Origin of the sequence: Pseudomonas sp. S34 (genome assembly GCF_009866745.1) — a bacterium.
Taxonomy (GTDB): domain Bacteria; phylum Pseudomonadota; class Gammaproteobacteria; order Pseudomonadales; family Pseudomonadaceae; genus Aquipseudomonas; species Aquipseudomonas jessenii.
The window spans coordinates 4,502,700-4,522,216 of the sequence record NZ_CP019398.1; the positions used below are offsets into that span (position 1 = coordinate 4,502,700).

The window sequence follows — 19,517 nt, forward strand, 5'->3', positions numbered from 1 at the left end:
GCGAAAAACCCAGGGACGCCGCTGGGCATCTGGTTTTACGCGTTATCGTTCAAGACCATCGCGAACAAGCTCGCTCCTACAGGTTGACCATGGCCTGATCAGGCCGGTACTTCGTCGAGCATCAAACGCTGGCGCACCACGTCGACGAGTTTGTCCGGCTGGAATTTGGAGAGAAAATTGTCGCAACCGACCTTTTTCACCATCGAGTCGTTGAAGCTGCCGGACAACGAGGTGTGCAGCACCACGTACAAGCCGCGCAGGCGCGGGTCGTTACGGATCTCGGTGGTCAGACGATAGCCATCCATTTCCGGCATTTCCGCATCGGTGAAGACCATCAGCAGTTTTTCGGTCATGTCCACGCCGGTATCAGCCCAGGCCTTGAGCATGTTCAAGGCCTTCAACCCGTCGCTGGCAATATGCATCTTCACGCCCAGCTGTCCCAGGGTATCGCGCAATTGCGCCAGGGCCACGTTCGAGTCATCCACCAGCAGCACCTCACGGCCACGGGCACGTTCCAGCACCGGATCTTCGAGCTTGTCGCGGGAGACTTTGGCGTTGTACGGGACGATTTCGGCCAGAACCTTTTCGACGTCGATGATTTCCACCAGTTGATCATCGACCTTGCTGATGGCCGTCAGGTAATGCTGGCGGCCGGCGCTGCTCGGGGGCGGCAGGATGGCTTCCCAGTTCATGTTGACGATCCGGTCCACGCCACCGACCAGGAAGGCCTGAACCGAACGGTTGTATTCGGTGACGATAATCGTGCTGCCAGGCCCCGGCACCAACGGGCGCATGCCAATGGCCTGGGAAAGGTCGATCACCGGCAGGGTCTGGCCACGCAGGTTGACCACGCCGCACACAAAAGGATGCCGCTGCGGCATCAGCGTCAACTTTGGCAGCTGCAGGACTTCCTGTACTTTAAAGACGTTGATCGCGAACAATTGCCGTCCGGCGAGCCGGAACATGAGAATTTCCAGGCGATTCTCACCCACCAGTTGCGTGCGTTGGTCTACCGTGTCGAGAATGCCGGCCATCAATGACTCCAGGTCTTGTTCGGATGAATTCACTCAAGGAAGGTTATCGGCTGTTTTTGCCGAAGCTTGACCCTCTCTAAAATGCCACGCCCGGCCATTGATGTCACATTAACATCATGCTTTACTGGCGCGGTGATTACATCTGCTGCACTTCTGCGCCCCGCGACCACTGTTTGAGCGAAAGGTTCCCCCACGTAAGGGATTCCCCTATCAATAATCAGGCGCAACCTGATATTCGCAATATCCGATAGCCATTAATGTGACGCCATTCTCATTGCATGAACGGAGTCAGGCTTTTGTGTGCGATCGCAAGTCAGTGGCCAACCACCCTCTCGTGTTCCCCAGCCTGCTTCCGGGCCAGCCGCTACTCGTTCATCCGACGACTCGGTAATGCCGGAGTTCCGACCGCCCTCGTCGACACACACGATATCCCCTCATTTGACATGACGTTGTGGAGATAAGTATGCCGAACGACCGTAAAGAGTGGGCCCAGCGTCTCACGGGGTTTCTTGTCGAGGCTGAAACACTCCTGGCTAAAACCGAGGAATGCCTGAGTCATCTGCAGTTGATCAGCAATGACAAGGACGCCATCGACTGTTTGCTCAGCACACTGCTCAAGCTGGCCAACAAGGCTGATGCCCTGGCGTTGGCGGCCGTGTCTGAATTTTCTCTGCATATTCATGGCCTGCTGAACCACGCACAGAACACCATGAGTCTGCACGACGAGGCGCTGAGTGCCCTGAAAGACTGCCTGACCCTGGTTGCCTGGCAACTCGAACTCATCGACCAGACCACCGGACAGCTCAGTCTCGACGACAGCGAGCAGGTCACCCTGATCGAAGCCTTTGCCTTTCAGGTCGGGCAAAGCCGGTTTCAACCACCTGTCAACTCCAGGCCCTTCACCCTCGTATCCTATTCAGAGCGACAGGCCTGAACTTGCCAAACCATGCCGCATGGTGTGTTTTGGTTATCAATACCGCGCTGTAACTTGAGTGCGCACATGTCGCAAATGAATATTTCGTAGCTATAAGCGACACTTTTAAACAACCGGCATTTTGCGACGGCAACAACCCACTTGTTCCATTATGGAAGCATCGTCAAAACGACTGGATTCCTGACTTTTCGGACATACATACGGACGCGACCAACGGTATCTTAGGTGCTACTATGCCGCCTGTTAGTTGACGCCAATTATTGGCAGTGTGATCGCAGCTGAATACAGGTCGCTGCAGTTCGCAGCTGAACTCGTCGGCGCTCCACATAAAAAAAACAGGGGCCTGTCAGCCAGCATGACCGGTCAGCCCGCAGCGAACATCCATTGGCTCCATCCGCTATGCACGCCAGCCTCAAGTCAATCGCCACGTGGCCACCCTCCCGAGCAAATGCACGCCTATTCACGCTGTTGCTATGTGCCTGCTCGACCCTCGGCAGTTTGCTGGTCCATGGCTTGTCCATTCCGTTGCCCCTGTCATTGCTGGTGCTCAACGTTGCCGCGCTGACCAGTGTTGCCGTGCAGTACTGCCTCTCGCGCAAATCGATCAAATTCCAGCCTCAGGAACTGGCGGACCGGCTGTTGCAGGTCCAGGAAAACGAGCGGCACCGGCTGAGCCGCGAACTGCATGACGACATCGGTCAATTGCTGACCGCCGCCAAACTGCAAAGCGACTGGCTCAAACGCCGGATGCCCGAAGAGCTCCAGGGACAATGCGCGGTCCTCTGCGACACGCTGGAAGAAACCCTGGCCAAAGTTCGTGACGTATCCGCCATTCTCAATCCCCGGCAGTTGACCAGCCTTGGGCTGGAAGCCAGTCTGCGGGCGCACCTGCTCAAGACCCTGGCCAACACCCCGGTGCACTGGAGCCTGGAATGCCAGCAGCGCCTGACCGGCATACCGGAGGAAATGGCCGTGGCGGCTTTCCGTATTACCCAGGAAGCGGTCACCAACATCCTGCGACATGCCCAGGCCAAGAACCTTCTGGTATGCCTGCAGCGCCTGCCTCAAGGCCTGAAGTTGCAGATCAGCGATGATGGTCAGGGTTTCGCGCCCGCAACAGACCCAGGTCGTGAAGGGCAGCGCGGTATGGCCGGGATGTCGGAACGGATCGATCAACTGGGCGGCACACTGACCGTTACCAGCGAGCCGGGCAAAGGCACTCAAATCGAAGCTCTTTTTCCCTGGGCGCCCCGTGCGCTCGAACGGGCCAGTTCGAATAAGGTTATGTATTGACTTGTAACTTACTACTGGTGGATGACCACTCGCTGATCAGGGCTGGCGTGCGCGCCCTGGTAATGGATCTGCCTGGCTACGCCGTCATCGGTGAGGCCAGTGACGGCTCGCAGCTGCTCGAAATGGTTGGGCGTCTGTCCCCGGATATTATCCTGCTGGATATTTCGATGCGCCAGACCGGCGGCCTAGAAGCCTTGCAGCAACTCAAGCGAGTGCGCCCGCAGAGCAAGGTCCTGATCCTCTCGATGCACACCGACCCTGCCCTGATCATGCAGGCGCTGGAGTCCGGAGCCCATGGCTACCTGCTCAAGGACACCACGGCGACCGAACTCGAGCACGCGCTGGAAGCCTTGCGCAACAACGAGCGCTATCTGAGCCCGGCCATTGCCCACACGGTGATCACTCAGGCACTGACCCGAAACCAGAAGCACCCACCCGAACCTGCCGACTCGCACAACCTGACGGCACGCCAACTGGAAATCCTGCGGTTGATCGTTCGCGGAAAATCCACCCGAGAGATCGCCAACGGCCTGGGGTTGAGCGTCAAGACCGTCGAAACCCACCGCTCGCAGATCATGAAGCGCTTGCAGATCTACGATGTGGCCGGCCTGGTGTTGTTTGCCGTGCGTGAACAAATCATCAGCCTCGATGACTAGGCACTTCACTGTCGCGTAACAACGGCGAATTCTCAGGCAGATGCACGAGTAACGCCGCCGGGCGAACCGAGAAACGCAGGCTGTCCCCTTCCAGCGGTTCACCATCAAGGTTGATGTACAGCCCTTCCGAAACCTTGATCTCGACCCAGGGCAGGCGCGCCCGAACAAACATGCTGTCGATGCCAAAGCCTTCGGTCAGCAGGTTTTTCAAAGTACTGACCACCTCCTGCGGTGCCGGCAGGATGCTGATATCCAGCAAACCGTCATCAACCAGTGCCTGCGGGCACAATTCCCGCCCGCCTCCGGCCTGCCGACCATTGCCGATGCCCAGTGCCAGCAGATCGCCGCGCCAGTGAAAGTCCGGCCCCTGCAATTCACCGTACGCGGTATGCAGCTCATTGAAGCGTGACAAGCCGGTGAACAGATACGCCGCACCGCCGAGGATTTTCTTCAGATCCTCCGGGGTGTTCGCTGTGACATGACTGCCGAACCCACCGGTCGCCATGTTCAGGAATATCTGTCCATCAACCTCCCCCAGATCAATGGCAGTCGGCACGCTATCGAGCAGCTCCAGCGCCTGATCGGGTTCCAGGGACACACCCGCCGCACGCGCAAAATCATTGGCGGTACCTAGCGGCATCAATACCAGGCTGGCTTTTATCGAATGCTGCGCCATAGCCTCGGCAATATCGCGCAAGGTGCCATCGCCACCACCGGCAATGATGTATCGATACCCGGCCGCCAACGCTTCGCCCACCAGCCTTTGCGCATCGCCGGCCTCCCAGGTCAATCGAACAGCCAGCTCCCAACCTCGCTCACGCTGGCTTTCGACGGCGGTGCGAACCGCCTCGTTGAGCGCTTGCTTGCCATGCAGAATCAATAGCGCCTTGCGATCGCTCATTACTCACTCCCGGTTTGAATGGCATCTGGGAGATGTTGACCGCGAAGGCTCCGGTAAAAGTCGCCAGAAATCGAATTATTTCCAGTCGGAAAGTCTTGGCCCCCACACGGCAGGACTTTTCTTACAAAACGTTAGGAATCGGCTCAATTGACCGAAAATCTGAATTGGTAGACTTTGAGGATCCAGCTGGACATCACAAGGACGTGCCATGCAACACCAAAACCTCGCATCACCGGCCATCCTGGTCTTGCCGCTCGCAGATAACAAAAATACAGGCCATCGAGCTGAATGCCGCAATAGCACAAAAGCCACGGGAGAAATTGATATGGAACCTCGCGTCACCGAGCTGGAAACACACCTCAAGTGCATACGCCGGGACATTGAAGAAACCCGGGATGACGTCAAATCCATCAGGCACCGGCTTGTCTATTCCGCCAGCGGAACAGCCGTGATCCTCTGTCTCCTTGGCTGGATCGCCAATAGCCGTTTCGAGCAGGTTATTTCATTGCTTCTGGCCCATTGAGTGGCTCCCACACAAGACCCGACTCAATCAACCGGGTCTTGTGTGACAACGCCGCTGAAGCTATCAGCTCAGGACTTCGCTCAGCGGAATGAAGAAAACGCTATCGCCCTGAACCAGCGTGCGACCTTCCAGGACCTCTACCAGTCCATCAGCCCAGGCAGCGCTGCGCAGAACACCGGAACTCTGGTTTTTGTAGATCGTCGCCCTGCCGCTTTCCAGCCGTCCGCGCAAATACTCACGCCGATTGCCTGGCTGGAGCCAGTCAAACCCTGCCGGCACCTGCACCTTCAGCGGCTCAACGTCCATTACCCCCTGACGACGCAAGAGATAGGGCCTGGTCAACAAGGCAAAGGTCACGAGGGTCGATGCGGGATTGCCCGGCAAGCCAATCACCGGCACACCGCGAAAATGCCCGAACGTCAGCGGTTTACCGGGCTTGATGGCGAGTTTCCAAAGCGTCAGTTCGCCCTCCTCGCGCAAGGCGATACCCAGAAAATCGGCTTCCCCCACCGATACGCCACCGGTCGAGAGGATCAGGTCGACATCTTTCAACTCACCTAATCGGGTGCGAGTGGTTTCCAGATTGTCCGGCAGGATTCCCGCGTCGACGACCTCACACCCCAAACGCTGCAACCAGCTGCACAACAACACCCGGTTGCTGTTGTAGATCTGTCCTGGTCCCAGCGTCTGCCCCGGCTCAATCAACTCGTCGCCGGTAGACAGCACCGCCACGCGCACCTTTCGAACCACCTCCAGCTCAGCGCATCCCAGGGAGGCAGCCAATCCTTGCTCGATCGGCCCCATCTGCGTACCTGCTGGCAGAATCAGCTCGCCGACAGTGGTTTCCTGGCCTTGCGGACGGATGTTCTGGCCTTGGGTCAAGGCTTGAGTGAAACGTACTCGCTCATCGGCTTGAACCTCGGCGTTCTCCTGCATCTCGACGCAATCGGCACCGGCGGGAACAGGCGCCCCGGTGAAAATGCGCGCACAGGTTCCTGGCTGCAACGGATCGGGGGCCTGGCCGGCAAACACCTTCTGACTGACCGGCAACGGCTCTCCCGTCCAGTCGACCCTGCGCAAGGCATAACCATCCATGGCACTGTTGGGCCAGGGCGGCAGATCAAGCGTCGATACCAGATCTTGCGCCAGTACACGTCCCTGTACCTGCGCCAACGGCAAGCGTTCACGCTCGACAATCCTTGAGGCCTCGGCCATTTCCAGCAAGCGCGCCAACGCCTGCTCGACAGGCATCAGGCTGCCAGACTTGCCAGGCTTACCCACGGGATTCACAAGGCGCGGCCTGTTTCAAATGAGGCACGAAATTGCACGGCCGATGCCGCGCATCCAGCTGCTCGGCCAAAATGCCGTCCCAAGCGGTGCGCACGGCATTGGTCGAGCCCGGCAAGCAGCAAACCAGCGTGCCGTTGGCCAGACCGGCCAACGCCCGGGACTGAACGGTCGAGGTACCGATATCGGCAACCGAGATCTGACGGAACAGCTCGCCAAATCCATCGACCAGTTTGTCCAGCAGGCACGCGACGGCTTCCGGCGTGCTGTCACGTCCGGTAAAACCGGTGCCGCCGGTGATCAGCACCACCTGCACGACATCGTCGGCAATCCAGTTGGCGACTTGCGCGCGAATTTTGTAGAGGTCATCTTTGAGCAACACCCGGGCGGCCAGGTAATGACCGGCAGCGGTCAAGCCATCGACAAAGACCTGACCTGAGGTGTCGGTTTCCAGCGTACGGGTATCGCTGACAGTCAGCACTGCAATATTCAGCGGTGCGAAAGGTACATCAGCCTTGGCTTTCATAGGCTCGTCCAGTTGTAGGAGAAACAGCCCGGTGTTATATCACAGCGCTCCGTTTTTTCGCCGCCCCCATGGAGGCTTGCCATGACCACGAATTCACAATTGCCACCCTGCTCCATTCTGCTCCTGGCGGGCGGCCGCGGCCAACGTATGGGTGGGCGGGATAAAGGGTTGCTGGACTGGCACGGCGAACCGCTGATTGTGCATCTGCATCGCAAGACCCGCCCGCTGACCGATGACCTGATCATCTCCTGCAATCGTAACCCTGAGAAGTACGCCCCCTACGCCGACCAGTTGGTCCACGATGATGAAGGTGACTTCCCCGGGCCGCTGGCCGGTATTCGCGCAGGCCTGAAAGCTGCTCGCCATACCCATCTGCTGGTCATGCCCTGTGACGTTCCGGGCATTGATGCGGCGCTGATCGGCAATATGCGCGAGGCCGCCAACCTGCATCCGGACAAGCCGCTGATGGTGCGGCATGATCACCACTGGGAGCCGTTGTTGTGTGTGATTCCCGTGCTACACAGGGCAGCATTCGAAAATGCCTGGAACGAGGGTGAGCGCAGCCCTGGCCGGTTGATGCGCAATCTCGGCGCGACCGCGCTGCAATGCCCCGACAACGACCCTCGGCTGGCAAATCTCAACACGCCGGAACTTTTAAGCGGTCATGACACTGTGTCAGACTGATATCGATCAGGAACTTGCGCGGACGCTGCACGTCTCAAGTTCAGCAACCACAGAATTCTTATTCGGAGACACAACTCATGACTCAACGGACCCTCGCCACTTTCATGCTCGCACTGGGCCTTGCCACCCTCGCCGGTTGTGCATCGCCTACAGTGATCACCTTGAATGACGGTCGCGAAATCCAGGCCGTCGACACGCCGCAATTCGACAAGGATTCCGGTTTCTACGAATTCGAACAGCTCGACGGCAAGCAGACCCGCATCAACAAAGATCAGGTTCGGACCGTCAAGGAGCTGTAATCCCGACGCCGCCGGATACAGAAAAGCCCGCTTGATGCGGGCTTTTTCATGCCTGGAGAACAGCGCTTCAGGATCGCTTCCCGATCACCATTGCAGGGTGAGTTCACTCTCGAACTCACGCGCCTGGCCCGTGACCGGATCGATAAACTTCAGCCCCTGAGCCAGCAACTTCAAAGGATTGGCGTAGTCATCCTGCGCATCCTTGAGCACCTCGGGGTAAAACGGGTCGTTGCAGATAGCGGCTCCCAACGCCGCCATATGTACCCGTAGTTGATGTTTCTTGCCCGTCACCGGGTAAAGACCATAACGCCAGAGCTCCCCCTGTTTCTCCCTGACTTCGACCGCCGTCTCGGTATTGCTGGCCCCCGGGCCTTCCTGCATGCGGAAGAACGGTTCGCCATCGACCAGTCGGCTTTTATGCACCAACGGAAAAGCCAGGCCGGGCAGCGCCCTTGCGATGGCCTCGTAGCGCTTTTCGATCTGCCGGGCTGGAAACAACGACTGATAAGCCGAACGACTCTGCGGATTGGAGGAAAACAGCACCAGCCCCGCGGTGTGCCGGTCGATGCGATGCAATGGCACCAGGTGCGGATTGTCCAGGCGACGGATCAAGCGCCGGAGCAGCGTTTGTTCGACGTATTCGCCAGCCGGGGTCACCGGCAGGAAATGCGGCTTGTCGGCGACCACCAGATGCTCATCCGCGTACAGAATCGACTCGATCACCGGGATCGGTTTTTCATCCGGCACTTCGCGAAAGTAATGAATCCGCAAACCTTCCCTGTAGGCCAGGTCGAGGGCAATCGGCATGCCCTGCCCATCGAGGACCCGGCCACGGGCAATTCTGTCCAGCCATTGTTCACGACCGATGGCGCTGAAATGCTCGCACAGGCAATCGACAACGGTCTGCCACGGGCCAGGTGGCAAGTAGAGCGTACTGGCCTGACTGTGTGCCGCGGAAAAAGAAGAAGTGGACATACGAAAGCTCTAACCTCAGTGCAGAGCGGCATTATCCAACAGCAAGGGGAATGAACCTAGGGGGCGTTCTCAATTAGTTTTCCCGTCGCGTTGTCGCCTTAAAGCGGGCCAGGCAAGGCGCAGGCTGCTGGAAATGGTTGTTCCCTTTCCAAGGCCTGCAACGCAGCCTGGCCCGTTTTAAGGCACAACCCGAAGGGCCGGGCCTGCTGTTGTGCTGGGCTGCGTTGCTCGAAGCTTATTTGGAATGACCAAACCACGCTTCTCGCGCCTTGCCCTGCACAACAGCAGGCCCGGCGCGGCGTGAAAACTAATTGAGAACGCCCCCTAAGATTCCTCAAGCCGTGATCTGCGCGCGCGCCGCCGCTTCGGTGTACTCCTTGAGCCAGCGCAGTACATCGACCGCCTCCCAGCGGGCGGGATCATACAGGGCGTACAACAATCCCTGATAACCCACGACATCGAGTTGCCGGTGATAACCCGCGCGTTGAAACAAGGCTTCGATTTCTGCGAAACAGGTATTGAAATGCGTTTTGTTGAAGGGCGTTTTCCCCTCGGTCACCAGACCATCCAGGCGCAACTCAAGGACAGCCTCGCGCACGACGTCCGCGGACATCCGGTTCACGCTATTCTTCAACTGTTCGACATTGACCACGATTCATCCCTCTCACGCCCGGGCTTGCCTGCTCACTCCCGAAAATCAGGAACGGCAAGACAGGCACTTCGAATAACTGTATACGCATACAGTATCCGATCAACGCCGAATAAGCCAAGGGGATCAATCGTAAAGTTCGACAGGCGGGACACGCCACGAACGCAAAAACCGCTCAACCCAGGAACGCCACCACCTGATCGGCACTGAAAGGCCAGCCCAGTTCAGCACCGGTATCGACTCGCCGCAACACCGGAATTCGCAGACTGTAGGCTGCGAACCATGTTTCATCGTCAGCGATATCCACCAGCTCCACCAGCAGGCCGCGCTCGACGAATTCCATCAACATGGCTTCGGCTACTTCACAGAGATGGCATCCAAGGGTGCCGAACAGCTGACATTCGGGAAGCATGAGCGCTCAACCAGAAAATGAAGTGATCATTCTAGGCCTGCCCCGAAAAACCGTCGAGCCATTGCGGCCCCTGCCATGATGCCGCAGGCCATGAAAAGACCTGAGTCAGTCCTGGCTCACGGCGCCGATCTTGTGGATCGACAGGTCCGCGCCGTAATACTCCTCTTCCTGACTCAGGCGCAATCCATGCAGCACCTTGATCACGCCATACACCGCAAACCCGCCGGCCAGCGCCACAGTGATGCCCAGCACAGTGCCGATCAACTGGCTGATCAGGCTGACCCCGCCCAACCCGCCCAAAGCGGTCTGGCCGAAAATGCCGCAGGCGATGCCGCCCCACACGCCGCACAAACCATGCAACGGCCACACACCCAACACATCGTCGATGTGCCATTTGCCTTGGGCCGCGGTAAAGCACCAGACAAACAGCGCCCCCGCGACGGCACCGGTGACCAGCGCGCCCACAGGATGCATCAGGTCGGAACCGGCACAGATTGCCACGAGCCCCGCCAACGGGCCGTTGTGCAGAAAGCCGGGGTCATTGCGCCCGACAATCAGCGCCGCCACCGTACCGCCAACCATGGCCATCAACGAATTCACCGCCACCAGTCCGCTGACACCTTGCAGGGTTTGCGCGCTCATGACGTTGAAGCCGAACCAGCCAACAATCAGGATCCACGAGCCCAGTGCCAGAAACGGGATGCTCGATGGCGCGAACGCGACCAGCCGACCGTCGCGATAGCGGCCATTACGCGGTCCGAGCAACAACACCGCCGCCAGTGCCAGCCAACCGCCCATGGCATGCACCACCACCGATCCTGCGAAGTCATGGAAACCGGCGCCAAAGCGCTCCAGCAACCAGGCTTGCAGACCCAGGTTGCCGTTCCAGACAATGCCTTCGAAGAACGGATAGATGAACGCGACGATCAATGCGGTTGCACACAACTGGGGAACAAACCGGGCGCGCTCGGCGATGCCTCCGGAAATGATCGCCGGGATCGCCGCGGCAAAGGTCAGCAGGAAGAAAAACTTCACCAGGCCATAACCATGGTCGGCATTGAGCACCGCCGCTGGTTGCATGAACGTCACGCCATAGGAAATCCAATAGCCTATAAAGAAGTAGGCCAGTGTCGAAACGGCGAAGTCGCTGAGGATTTTCGACAACGCATTGACCTGGTTTTTCTGTCGCACGGTTCCGACTTCGAGAAAGGCGAAACCGGCGTGCATGGCCAGAACCATGACCGCACCGATCAGAATGAACAGCGTGTTGGAGCTATGGACCAGGGTGTCCACAGCGCTTTGCAGGTTTTCCATGGGATGGGCAGACCTTATGGCAGAAAAAAGCACCAAAGCAGTTCGCGATGACTGGCCATGCACCAAGTTGCAGCTTCAAGACATCAGCGCACTGATCTCGTTGAACCACTTTGGCGCACGGACGCCGTCCAGGAAAAACGCGCCCCGGACGTTTACGCGAGTTTTTGATTGTTGGTCCTACGGTTTTACTGAAATCATGCCCGGCAATAGCGCAATGGTGCGGACCGGCGCACCACGACTCAGCAAAAGTTGTACCAGTCATTTGTACTGAACCTTCGTCGAAGGCTCATACTCGAACCCATCAGAAAGCCACTTAAGGAGATCCACCATGGCCCGCCCCCAGGCAAAGACTGCTCAAGAAATCCTGATGAACGACTTTCAGACACTGGTCAGTGACACCGAACGCTTGCTGGAGCACACCGCGACCCTGGCCGGCGATCAGGCCGACGAGTTGCGCGAGCAGATCCACGAAAGTCTCTTGCGTGCCCGTGAAACCCTGAAGCTGACCGAAGACTCCCTGCGCGAACGCGGCAAGGCTGCTGTCACCGCCACGGAAGACTATGTCCAGGCCAACCCTTGGCAATCCGTCGGGATCGCGGCCGGCGTGGGTTTCCTGATCGGCCTGCTGGCCAGCCGGCGCTGATATGTCGATCGGCGAATCCGGCCCGTCCGTGACGGGAACCAGCTCCTCATCGCGGCGCCTGGGTGCTGCCTTCCTTGGGTTGCTGCACAGCCATGTCGAGCTGTTCGGCATCGAACTGCAGGAACAAAAAGCCCGCACCGTCAGCCTCTTGCTGTTTGCGGGCCTGGCGCTGGTGTTTGCGTTGCTGCTGTTGGTGGGGCTGTCGACGCTGGTGCTTATCGTGTTCTGGGACACGTATCGCCTGACCGCCATCATCGGGCTCTGTGTGTTCTACTCCCTCGCCGCCATATTCTGTGGAATGCGCTTGAGAGCGGCGATTTTCGATGAGTCCTCGCCCTTCCATGGCACCCTGGAAGAGCTGGCCAACGATCGGGAGCGCCTGCTGCCATGAACCTGCCTGAATTGCCACAAAACAGCTCACGCACGGAAATGCGCAAGGCCCTGATCCGCCTGCGCATGGAAATGCACCGCCAGGAAATCCGCCACGAATCCTCGCAACTGCTGCAGCCCTTGCAACGGGTGCGCGGGATGACGCAAAACCTGCAGGACGGCTTCGGCATCAAGCACGCGCCACTCTGGGGCGTGGCCGCCGTCACCTTGCTGGGCTTTCTGACCGGCAAGGGTGCGAAAAACGGGGGTGGCCTCAGCAGTCTGACCCGGCTGATCCACCTCGGCACCACACTGGGGCCGCTGATCAAACTGATCATGCAGGGCTCTTCGCGCAAAGACTGATCAGTTTCTTTCTGGCTGCATGCTTGCAAAGTCGACGGGATGCGCTCCTCAATCGAGGGGTGCAATCCTGTGCGCCTACCCGGTCAACAGGCACCCTCCAGAAAATGATCTTGCAAGGAGGCCTCGATATCAACGCCGCCGGGTTGTAGTTCCGCTTGCAGGTCATGGCGCGAAACGGGAAGCTAGGCCATCAGACACCTGACGGAGTGACCCGCCTTGGATTGGCATACCCTGCTTACCCGCGAACGCCTCGGAAAACCTTTGCACAGCCCGGAAGAACTCGGCCGCAGTCCTTTTCACAAAGACCACGACCGCATCATTTTCTCGGGAGCTTTCCGCCGTCTCGGGCGCAAGACCCAGGTCCATCCGGTGTCCAGCAACGATCACATTCATACGCGCCTGACCCACTCGCTGGAAGTCAGTTGTGTGGGTCGCTCACTGGGCATGCGCGTCGGCGAAACCATCCGCAGGACCCTGCCCGAATGGTGCGAACCCAGCGATCTGGGGATGGTGGTGCAATCGGCCTGCCTGGCACACGACATCGGCAACCCGCCGTTCGGCCATTCCGGTGAAGACGCGATCCGCCATTGGTTCCAGCAAGCCGCCGGCCGTGGCTGGCTGGATGCAATGAGTGAAGCCGAGCGCAATGACTTCCTGAATTTCGAAGGCAATGCCCAAGGCTTTCGGGTACTCACCCAACTTGAGTATCACCAGTTCGACGGCGGCACCCGCCTGACCTATGCAACGCTGGGCACGTACCTGAAGTATCCATGGACGGCCAGGCACGCCGACTCGCTGGGCTACAAGAAACACAAGTTCGGCTGTTATCAGAGCGAGCTGCCACTGCTGGAGCAGATCGCCCATAAACTCGGCCTGCCACAACTGGAGGAGCAACGCTGGGCGCGGCACCCGCTGGTGTACCTGATGGAGGCCGCCGACGACATCTGCTATGCGCTGATCGACCTGGAAGACGGCCTGGAAATGGAGTTGCTGGAATACGCCGAAGTCGAATCCCTGCTGTTAGGCCTGGTGGGCGATGACTTGCCGGAGACCTATCGCCAGCTCGGTCCCGACGATTCGCGCCGACGCAAACTGGCTATCCTGCGCGGTAAAGCCATCGAGCACTTGACCAATGCCGCGGCCCGCGCCTTCGTCGAGCAACAGGATGCGCTGCTGGCCGGTACTCTGCCCGGCGATCTGGTGGAACACATGCACGGCCCCGCCAAGCGTTGCGTGCTCAATGCCAAGGACATGGCCCGCAAGAAAATCTTCCAGGACAAGCGCAAGACCCTGCATGAGATCGGCGCCTACACCACGCTGGAAATCCTGCTCAACGCCTTTTGCGGTGCCGCGCTGGAGCAGCACAATGGGCGTACACCGTCGTTCAAGAGCCGCCGCATCCTTGACCTGCTGGGCAACAATGCACCCGATCCTCACGGCCCGTTGCACACTTCGTTTTTGCGCATGATTGATTTCATCGCCGGAATGACCGACAGCTATGCCAGTGACATGGCCTTGGAAATGACCGGCCGCGCCAGCCACTGAGGTGTATCGATTGATCAGCCATTACGGCATTCGTTATGGCTGATACCCCCTTCAGCATCCAACTGCACTCAAGTTTCGTCGAATCGCCCTACAGCACATGGCGAGCAAACTGATCGCTTGCCCGGTACCCTCGCGAAACAATCGCCCTCCCTTCCGTTCGACAGATGAAGTGCGCGCCATGGCCGAAGACGATCTACGCATCCTCGTGGTGGAAGACCATCCCTTCCAACTGATAGCCACTCAATGCCTGCTGGAAAGTTATGGCTTCACCCGGCTGACGACCACCGACAGCGCCAAAGGCGCCCTGCAGCAACTGCTCGGGGCCGACCAACCGTTCGACATCCTTTTATGCGATCAATGCCTGCCCGACCTGACGGGACTCGATCTGGTCCGGTTCGCCAGCCAGCGAGGGTTGATCAGGCAGGCGATCATTCTCAGTAGCCTGACGACATCTGAACTGGATGAGCTTGAAAAAACGGCCTCTGAACAGGGGCTGCCATTATTGGGTTACTTGATAAAACCGCTGAAACAATCTGAATTTAGAGACTTGTTGACCTCAGCACCACTATAGAAAAAAAAACATATAAAAACGGACAACCACACATTGAAAAGCTTACAAACAACTTCCATTTAAAGCACACCCGAATGTTGGACTTCTTTCAGCCTTCCTAATAAGAAACCTAGTTAATACGTAGTCCCATTCTTTTTCATATGTAGGATTTTTCCTATATTGCTGCTACAGACTGGTCAGTTCATGCGTCCCTCCAAGTATCTGAGCTATGGTGCGCGCTTTATTTGAGCTCGCATGGGACTTGATTATGAACTCCGTTTTTATTGTCGACGATCACCCGGTTATCCGCCTTGCCGTTCGAATGTTACTGGAACATGAAGGTTACAAAGTCGTCGGCGAAACTGACAATGGGGTCGATGCCATGCAGATGGTTCGCGAATGCATGCCGGACCTGGTCATTCTCGACATCAGCATTCCAAAACTGGATGGCCTGGAAGTGCTATCCCGATTCAATGCAATGAGCACCCCTCTTAAAACCCTGGTATTGACAGCACAATGCCCGACACTTTTCGGTATTCGTTGCATGCAATCGGGTGCATCCGGCTATGTCTGCAAACAAGAGGACATCAGTGAACTGGTCAGCGCCATAAAAGCGGTATTTGCAGGTTACAACTATTTTCCGAGCGAGGCTTTGAACCCCATCCGCGGAGATGAAACACGCTGCATGGAACTGGAACTGTTCAAATCCGTAAACGACCGGGAACTGATGGTCTTGCAACTTTTTGCCCAAGGCCGCACAAACAAGGAAATCGCCAAGGGCATGTTTCTGAGCAACAAGACCGTGAGCACCTACAAAAAGCGCCTCATGCAGAAACTCAAAGCCAAATCCCTGGTTGAACTGATCGAGATGGCAAAACGTAACGCACTCGTGTGAGAACCTGGATGCCCAGACGTTTGAAGGTCTATCTGATTCAATTGACCGCAGGTCTATGCGTGAGCACCTCGTTGTTCGGGGCACCGGGCAATGAAAACTACACGCTGCTCAGCCGCTCGAAGGTCGGAGCGCTGGAGGTTCGGCTGGATGAATCCCAGCGACAATGGATAAAACAAAAAAACCAACTGACGCTCGGTACGTCGGCCCCGGACTATCCCCCATTCGACCTGACCACCAGTGGTCAGGACTATGAAGGTTTTACCGCCGATTACGCCGGTCTCCTGGAAAAAGTAACCGGTCTGCCCGTCACGGTTCAGCGTTTCGATTCCCGAGGGGCCGCGATCTCTGCGCTGGAAAATGGCGAAGTCGATCTGCTCGGCACCGCCAATGGATTCGAAGCTGGCAACGCCGACATTGCACTGTCCATACCCTATGCCGTCGACCAACCCGTATTGGTCACCCGCGAAGGGGAAACACGATCCCTCACCGATGGCCTGGCCGGATTGCGCCTTAGCATGGTGTATCACTACTTGCCGCTGGCCGAAGTCAAGGCGTTGTATCCGAAGGCGATCATCACGTCTTATCCGTCCTACCAGAATGCGATCAATGCCGTTGCTTTCGATCAGGCGGACGTGTTTCTCGGTGACACCATTTCAACTCACTACATGATCAACAAGGGGTATCTGAACAACATCCGCATGGCCAACTTCGGCAAACATGAAGCCTTTGGCTTCAGCTTCGCCGTCAACCGGAACAACCCTGAGCTGCTCGGCATCATCAACGCCATGATCACGGCCATCCCCTCCAGTGAACGAGAAAACATCGCCAAACGCTGGAGCGCCGGTAGCGACATTCTGCTGACCGATCAAAAGCTGCAACTCACTGACCGCGAAGAACGCTGGCTGAGCCACCACCCGGTTGTACGCGTTGTCGTCAACGAAGCCTTTGCGCCACTGACATTTTTCGATAGCAATGGCAATTTTCGCGGGGTCACCGCAGATTTGCTTGAGCTTATCAGGCTGCGTACCGGCTTGCGCTTCGATATCCGGAGCAGTCGAAGCGATGACGAGATGATCAAACAGATCAAGGACAACAAGGTAGATGTGATCGCCGCGTTGCTCCCCAGTGCCGAGCGTCAAACCCAGCTGAACTTTACCCGCCCCTTTCTGGAAAATTCCTACGTCCTGCTGACCCGCAAAGCCGCCGACAGCTCGACCAACCTCGCGCAGTTACAGGACAAGCGCCTGGCCATTGCCCGCGGCAATCCAATCATCAATTACCTGCGCAGAGAGTTTCCCCGAATCAATTTGATCGAAACCCCGGACACCTTCAGCGCCGTGGAGTTACTCGCCGAAGGCCAGGCAGAGGGTGCGGTGAACTCACTGGTCATTGCCAATTACTTTATTTCCTCGCGGCTGTTCGAGCACACATTGCAAATCAGCACCACCATCGGCACCGAGCAGGCAGCGTTTTCCCTTGCCACCGCTCGGGGCGCCAAAGAGCTGAACGCCATTCTCGACAAGGCATTGCTGAGCATCTCGCCGGAAGAACTGGGCATCATCAACAGTCGCTGGCGCGGCTATTCGGCGTCCTCGCAAAGCACCTGGCGCAACTATCAAAGACTGTTCTACCAAATCGTCATCGGTGCCGGCGTGCTATTGCTGATTTCCATTGCGTGGAACGACTACATGCGACGCCAGATCAAGCAGCGCAAGGCCGCCGAGCGTGCACTGAACGACCAGTTCGAGTTCATGCGATCGCTGGTCAATGGCACGCCCCATCCGATCTACGTACGTGATCGCCAGGGGCTGCTGCAAAGTTGCAACGACAGTTACCTGCAAGCGTTCTGCGCCCGGCGTGAAGATGTCATTGGCAAAAGCGTCATGCAGGGATCGATGAGCAATGTGTTCGAAGCCAGGGAGTACCAGGCCGACTACCAGCGCGTGGTGGCCGAGGGCAGACCGTTGATCGTCGATCGCGAGCTGCACATTGGTGGCCGGCGGCTGACGATCTATCACTGGATTCTTCCCTATCGGGATTCCAGCGCAAAAGTGCAAGGCATTATCGGTGGCTGGATCGACATCAGCGAACGGCGGCAACTGCTCGATGATCTGCGTTGCGCGAAAGAACGCGCCGATAACGCCAACCGGGCCAAAAGCACGTTTCTGGCCACGATGAGCCATGAGATCCGCACGCCGATGAATGCAATCATCGGCATGCTTGAACTGACACTCAAGCGTCTTGATCATCAGCACCCGGAGCGTCCAGCCATCGATGTCGCGTACAACTCGGCGAAAGGGTTGCTGGAATTGATCGGCGACATCCTCGACATCGCCAGAATCGAATCAGGACGTTTGAGCCTGACTCCGGAGCGGGTTGACCTTGGTGAACTTGTGACCTCGGTCGTGCGGATTTTCGAAGGTCTGGCCCGACAGAAGGAACTCGAGCTGCTGCTGGAGTTTTCATCGGCGAACCCGACCTTCGATGTGTTGCTGGACCCATTGCGCTTCAAACAGGTGCTGTCCAACCTGATCAGCAATGCCATCAAGTTTACCGAGCAAGGCCAGGTCCGGGTCATTGTCGACCTGCACCCGGCAACGCAACCTGAGCATGTGCAGATGCGGGTGCAGGTTCACGACAGTGGTATCGGGATCAGCGAACAGGATCAACAACGCCTGTTCGAACCCTTCGCTCAGGCCGACCACGCCATGCAATCGGCCAGGGGAGGCGCAGGGCTGGGGCTGGTGATCAGTCGCAATCTCTGCGAGATGATGGGCGGCAGCCTGCAATTGCGCAGCGAGCCGGGCATCGGTACCCAAGTGGAGGTGTTGCTGCAGCTGGAAACGTTGCCGCTGCAACAGTCGGCCCATGCGGTCGAAACCCAAGTCGTCGTCGCCACAAGCCCATTGAATGTTCTGGTAGTCGACGATCACTCGGCCAATCGATTGCTCACGTGCCAGCAACTGGAGTTTCTTGGGCATCGATTTACCGTCGCGGCCGATGGACAGGAGGGATTGGAGGCATGGAAGGACCAGCCTTTTGATCTGGTGATCGCCGATTGCAACATGCCGGTCATGAACGGTTATGAGCTTGCCCGTGCCATTCGCCAGCATGAGCGACAACTCCATCGTCCTCCCTGCACCGTTCTCGGCTTTACCGCCAACGCCCAACCGGAAGAAATACAACGCTGCAAACAGGCCGGAATGGACGACTGCCTGTTCAAACCCCTCAGCCTCGGAGCCTTGAGTCAATGGGTGCAAGGCATTGAACCAACCCATGTAGCCCCGGCGTTCAGCCTTCACGGGTTGAAACTGCTGACCGGGGGCAACCCCATATTGAACCGACGATTGCTGAACGAGTTGGTGAACAGCAACCGTCAGGATCTGCCAACGCTGCTGTCGCTATCCAGCTCTGGGGATACGCAAGCGCTGCAGGACATTGCCCACAAAATCAAAGGCGCAGCCCGGATAGTACAGGCCTCCCGCCTGATCGATCGCTGCGAGGCACTCGAAGCCGCCTGCCATGAGGATTCCGATCGCGAAAAAGTGGTCGGATGCTGCAAATCCATGGAGCGCACCATGCTCGAACTGGAGGACGCGTTGCTACGTCAGATCGAGCATTACGACGAAGGCAAACTGCCAGAGCCTTAACTATGCTTGGTCCCT

The 19,517-nt window shown here is 57.8% G+C and carries 21 protein-coding genes; 13 read left to right on the top strand and 8 right to left on the bottom strand.

Features of this window, described 5'->3' with window-relative positions; translation table 11 throughout:
• Positions 1-98: 98 nt before the first annotated feature.
• Positions 99-1,034, bottom strand: coding sequence for a chemotaxis protein CheV (locus tag PspS34_RS19930; protein ID WP_007973464.1), 936 nt, complete (start codon positions 1,032-1,034; stop codon positions 99-101).
• A gap of 463 nt (positions 1,035-1,497) precedes the next feature.
• Here PspS34_RS19930 and PspS34_RS19935 point away from each other — a divergent pair, with 463 nt between their 5' ends.
• The 3 genes from PspS34_RS19935 (at position 1,498) to PspS34_RS19945 (ending at position 3,917) form a co-directional block, all read left to right on the top strand.
• A complete protein-coding gene (locus tag PspS34_RS19935) occupies positions 1,498-1,968 on the top strand; it encodes a hypothetical protein (protein WP_154860227.1) in 471 nt (156 codons plus the stop codon).
• Between the two features lie 399 nt (positions 1,969-2,367).
• Positions 2,368-3,261, top strand: coding sequence for a sensor histidine kinase (locus tag PspS34_RS19940; RefSeq protein WP_159390422.1), 894 nt, complete (start codon positions 2,368-2,370; stop codon positions 3,259-3,261).
• Complete coding sequence (locus PspS34_RS19945) at positions 3,258-3,917, top strand: response regulator transcription factor (RefSeq protein ID WP_150812306.1); 660 nt, start codon at positions 3,258-3,260, stop codon at positions 3,915-3,917. Before PspS34_RS19940 ends, PspS34_RS19945 begins: the two co-directional genes overlap by 4 nt.
• Here PspS34_RS19945 and yegS read toward each other — a convergent pair.
• A complete protein-coding gene (yegS, locus tag PspS34_RS19950) occupies positions 3,901-4,818 on the bottom strand; it encodes a lipid kinase YegS (protein WP_154860228.1) in 918 nt (305 codons plus the stop codon). The genes PspS34_RS19945 and yegS overlap by 17 nt on opposite strands.
• Positions 4,819-5,026: 208 nt before the next feature.
• Here yegS and PspS34_RS28705 point away from each other — a divergent pair, with 208 nt between their 5' ends.
• Positions 5,027-5,341, top strand: coding sequence for a hypothetical protein (locus PspS34_RS28705; protein WP_223473696.1), 315 nt, complete (start codon positions 5,027-5,029; stop codon positions 5,339-5,341).
• A gap of 63 nt (positions 5,342-5,404) precedes the next feature.
• On the opposite strand, the gene glp is transcribed toward PspS34_RS28705, so the two are convergent.
• Together glp and moaB are read right to left on the bottom strand one after the other, a co-directional pair.
• The gene (gene glp, locus PspS34_RS19960) at positions 5,405-6,631 is read right to left on the bottom strand and encodes a gephyrin-like molybdotransferase Glp (RefSeq protein WP_150812304.1); all 1,227 of its coding nucleotides are present in this window, start codon (positions 6,629-6,631) and stop codon (positions 5,405-5,407) included.
• Entirely contained in the window at positions 6,615-7,154 is a 540-nt protein-coding gene (gene moaB / locus PspS34_RS19965; RefSeq protein ID WP_154860229.1) for a molybdenum cofactor biosynthesis protein B, read from the bottom strand. The genes glp and moaB overlap by 17 nt, the downstream gene beginning before the upstream one ends.
• Before the next feature lie 81 nt (positions 7,155-7,235).
• Between moaB and mobA the strand changes: the two genes are divergently transcribed.
• Complete coding sequence (gene mobA / locus PspS34_RS19970) at positions 7,236-7,838, top strand: molybdenum cofactor guanylyltransferase MobA (protein WP_057713841.1); 603 nt, start codon at positions 7,236-7,238, stop codon at positions 7,836-7,838.
• Between the two features lie 77 nt (positions 7,839-7,915).
• Positions 7,916-8,137: a YgdI/YgdR family lipoprotein gene (locus PspS34_RS19975; protein ID WP_007994800.1), complete on the top strand. Its 222-nt coding sequence runs from the start codon at positions 7,916-7,918 to the stop codon at positions 8,135-8,137.
• 84 nt (positions 8,138-8,221) lie between these two features.
• Here the strand turns inward: PspS34_RS19975 and PspS34_RS19980 are convergent, their stop codons facing one another.
• From PspS34_RS19980 to PspS34_RS19995, 4 genes are all read right to left on the bottom strand, one after another.
• Positions 8,222-9,112 carry a pseudouridine synthase gene (locus PspS34_RS19980; protein ID WP_154947030.1) on the bottom strand — a complete coding sequence of 297 codons (891 nt, stop codon included), beginning with the start codon at positions 9,110-9,112 and terminating at the stop codon, positions 8,222-8,224.
• 334 nt (positions 9,113-9,446) lie between these two features.
• Positions 9,447-9,764, bottom strand: coding sequence for a transcriptional regulator (locus PspS34_RS19985; RefSeq protein ID WP_102672095.1), 318 nt, complete (start codon positions 9,762-9,764; stop codon positions 9,447-9,449).
• A gap of 172 nt (positions 9,765-9,936) precedes the next feature.
• A complete protein-coding gene (locus PspS34_RS19990) occupies positions 9,937-10,173 on the bottom strand; it encodes a glutaredoxin family protein (RefSeq protein WP_057713838.1) in 237 nt (78 codons plus the stop codon).
• Positions 10,174-10,278: 105 nt separating this feature from the next.
• Positions 10,279-11,487, bottom strand: a complete 1,209-nt coding sequence (locus PspS34_RS19995; protein WP_154947031.1) for an ammonium transporter — start codon at positions 11,485-11,487, stop codon at positions 10,279-10,281.
• Between the two features lie 328 nt (positions 11,488-11,815).
• On the opposite strand from PspS34_RS19995, the gene PspS34_RS20000 reads away from it, so the two are divergent.
• The 7 genes from PspS34_RS20000 (at position 11,816) to PspS34_RS20030 (ending at position 19,502) form a co-directional block, all read left to right on the top strand.
• A complete protein-coding gene (locus PspS34_RS20000) occupies positions 11,816-12,130 on the top strand; it encodes a YqjD family protein (RefSeq protein WP_057713836.1) in 315 nt (104 codons plus the stop codon).
• 1 nt (position 12,131) lies between these two features.
• Positions 12,132-12,521 carry a phage holin family protein gene (locus PspS34_RS20005; protein ID WP_057713835.1) on the top strand — a complete coding sequence of 130 codons (390 nt, stop codon included), beginning with the start codon at positions 12,132-12,134 and terminating at the stop codon, positions 12,519-12,521.
• Entirely contained in the window at positions 12,518-12,862 is a 345-nt protein-coding gene (locus PspS34_RS20010; protein WP_154947032.1) for a hypothetical protein, read from the top strand. Before PspS34_RS20005 ends, PspS34_RS20010 begins: the two co-directional genes overlap by 4 nt.
• Positions 12,863-13,078: 216 nt before the next feature.
• Positions 13,079-14,407: a deoxyguanosinetriphosphate triphosphohydrolase gene (locus PspS34_RS20015; protein WP_008049102.1), complete on the top strand. Its 1,329-nt coding sequence runs from the start codon at positions 13,079-13,081 to the stop codon at positions 14,405-14,407.
• A gap of 178 nt (positions 14,408-14,585) precedes the next feature.
• Entirely contained in the window at positions 14,586-14,978 is a 393-nt protein-coding gene (locus PspS34_RS20020; RefSeq protein ID WP_150812301.1) for a response regulator, read from the top strand.
• Between the two features lie 247 nt (positions 14,979-15,225).
• Positions 15,226-15,852: a response regulator transcription factor gene (locus tag PspS34_RS20025; RefSeq protein WP_057713831.1), complete on the top strand. Its 627-nt coding sequence runs from the start codon at positions 15,226-15,228 to the stop codon at positions 15,850-15,852.
• An 8-nt stretch (positions 15,853-15,860) separates the two neighbouring features.
• Positions 15,861-19,502 (top strand): transporter substrate-binding domain-containing protein, encoded by a 3,642-nt coding sequence (locus tag PspS34_RS20030; RefSeq protein WP_154947033.1) that lies wholly within the window; start codon positions 15,861-15,863, stop codon positions 19,500-19,502.
• Positions 19,503-19,517: the final 15 nt, after the last annotated feature.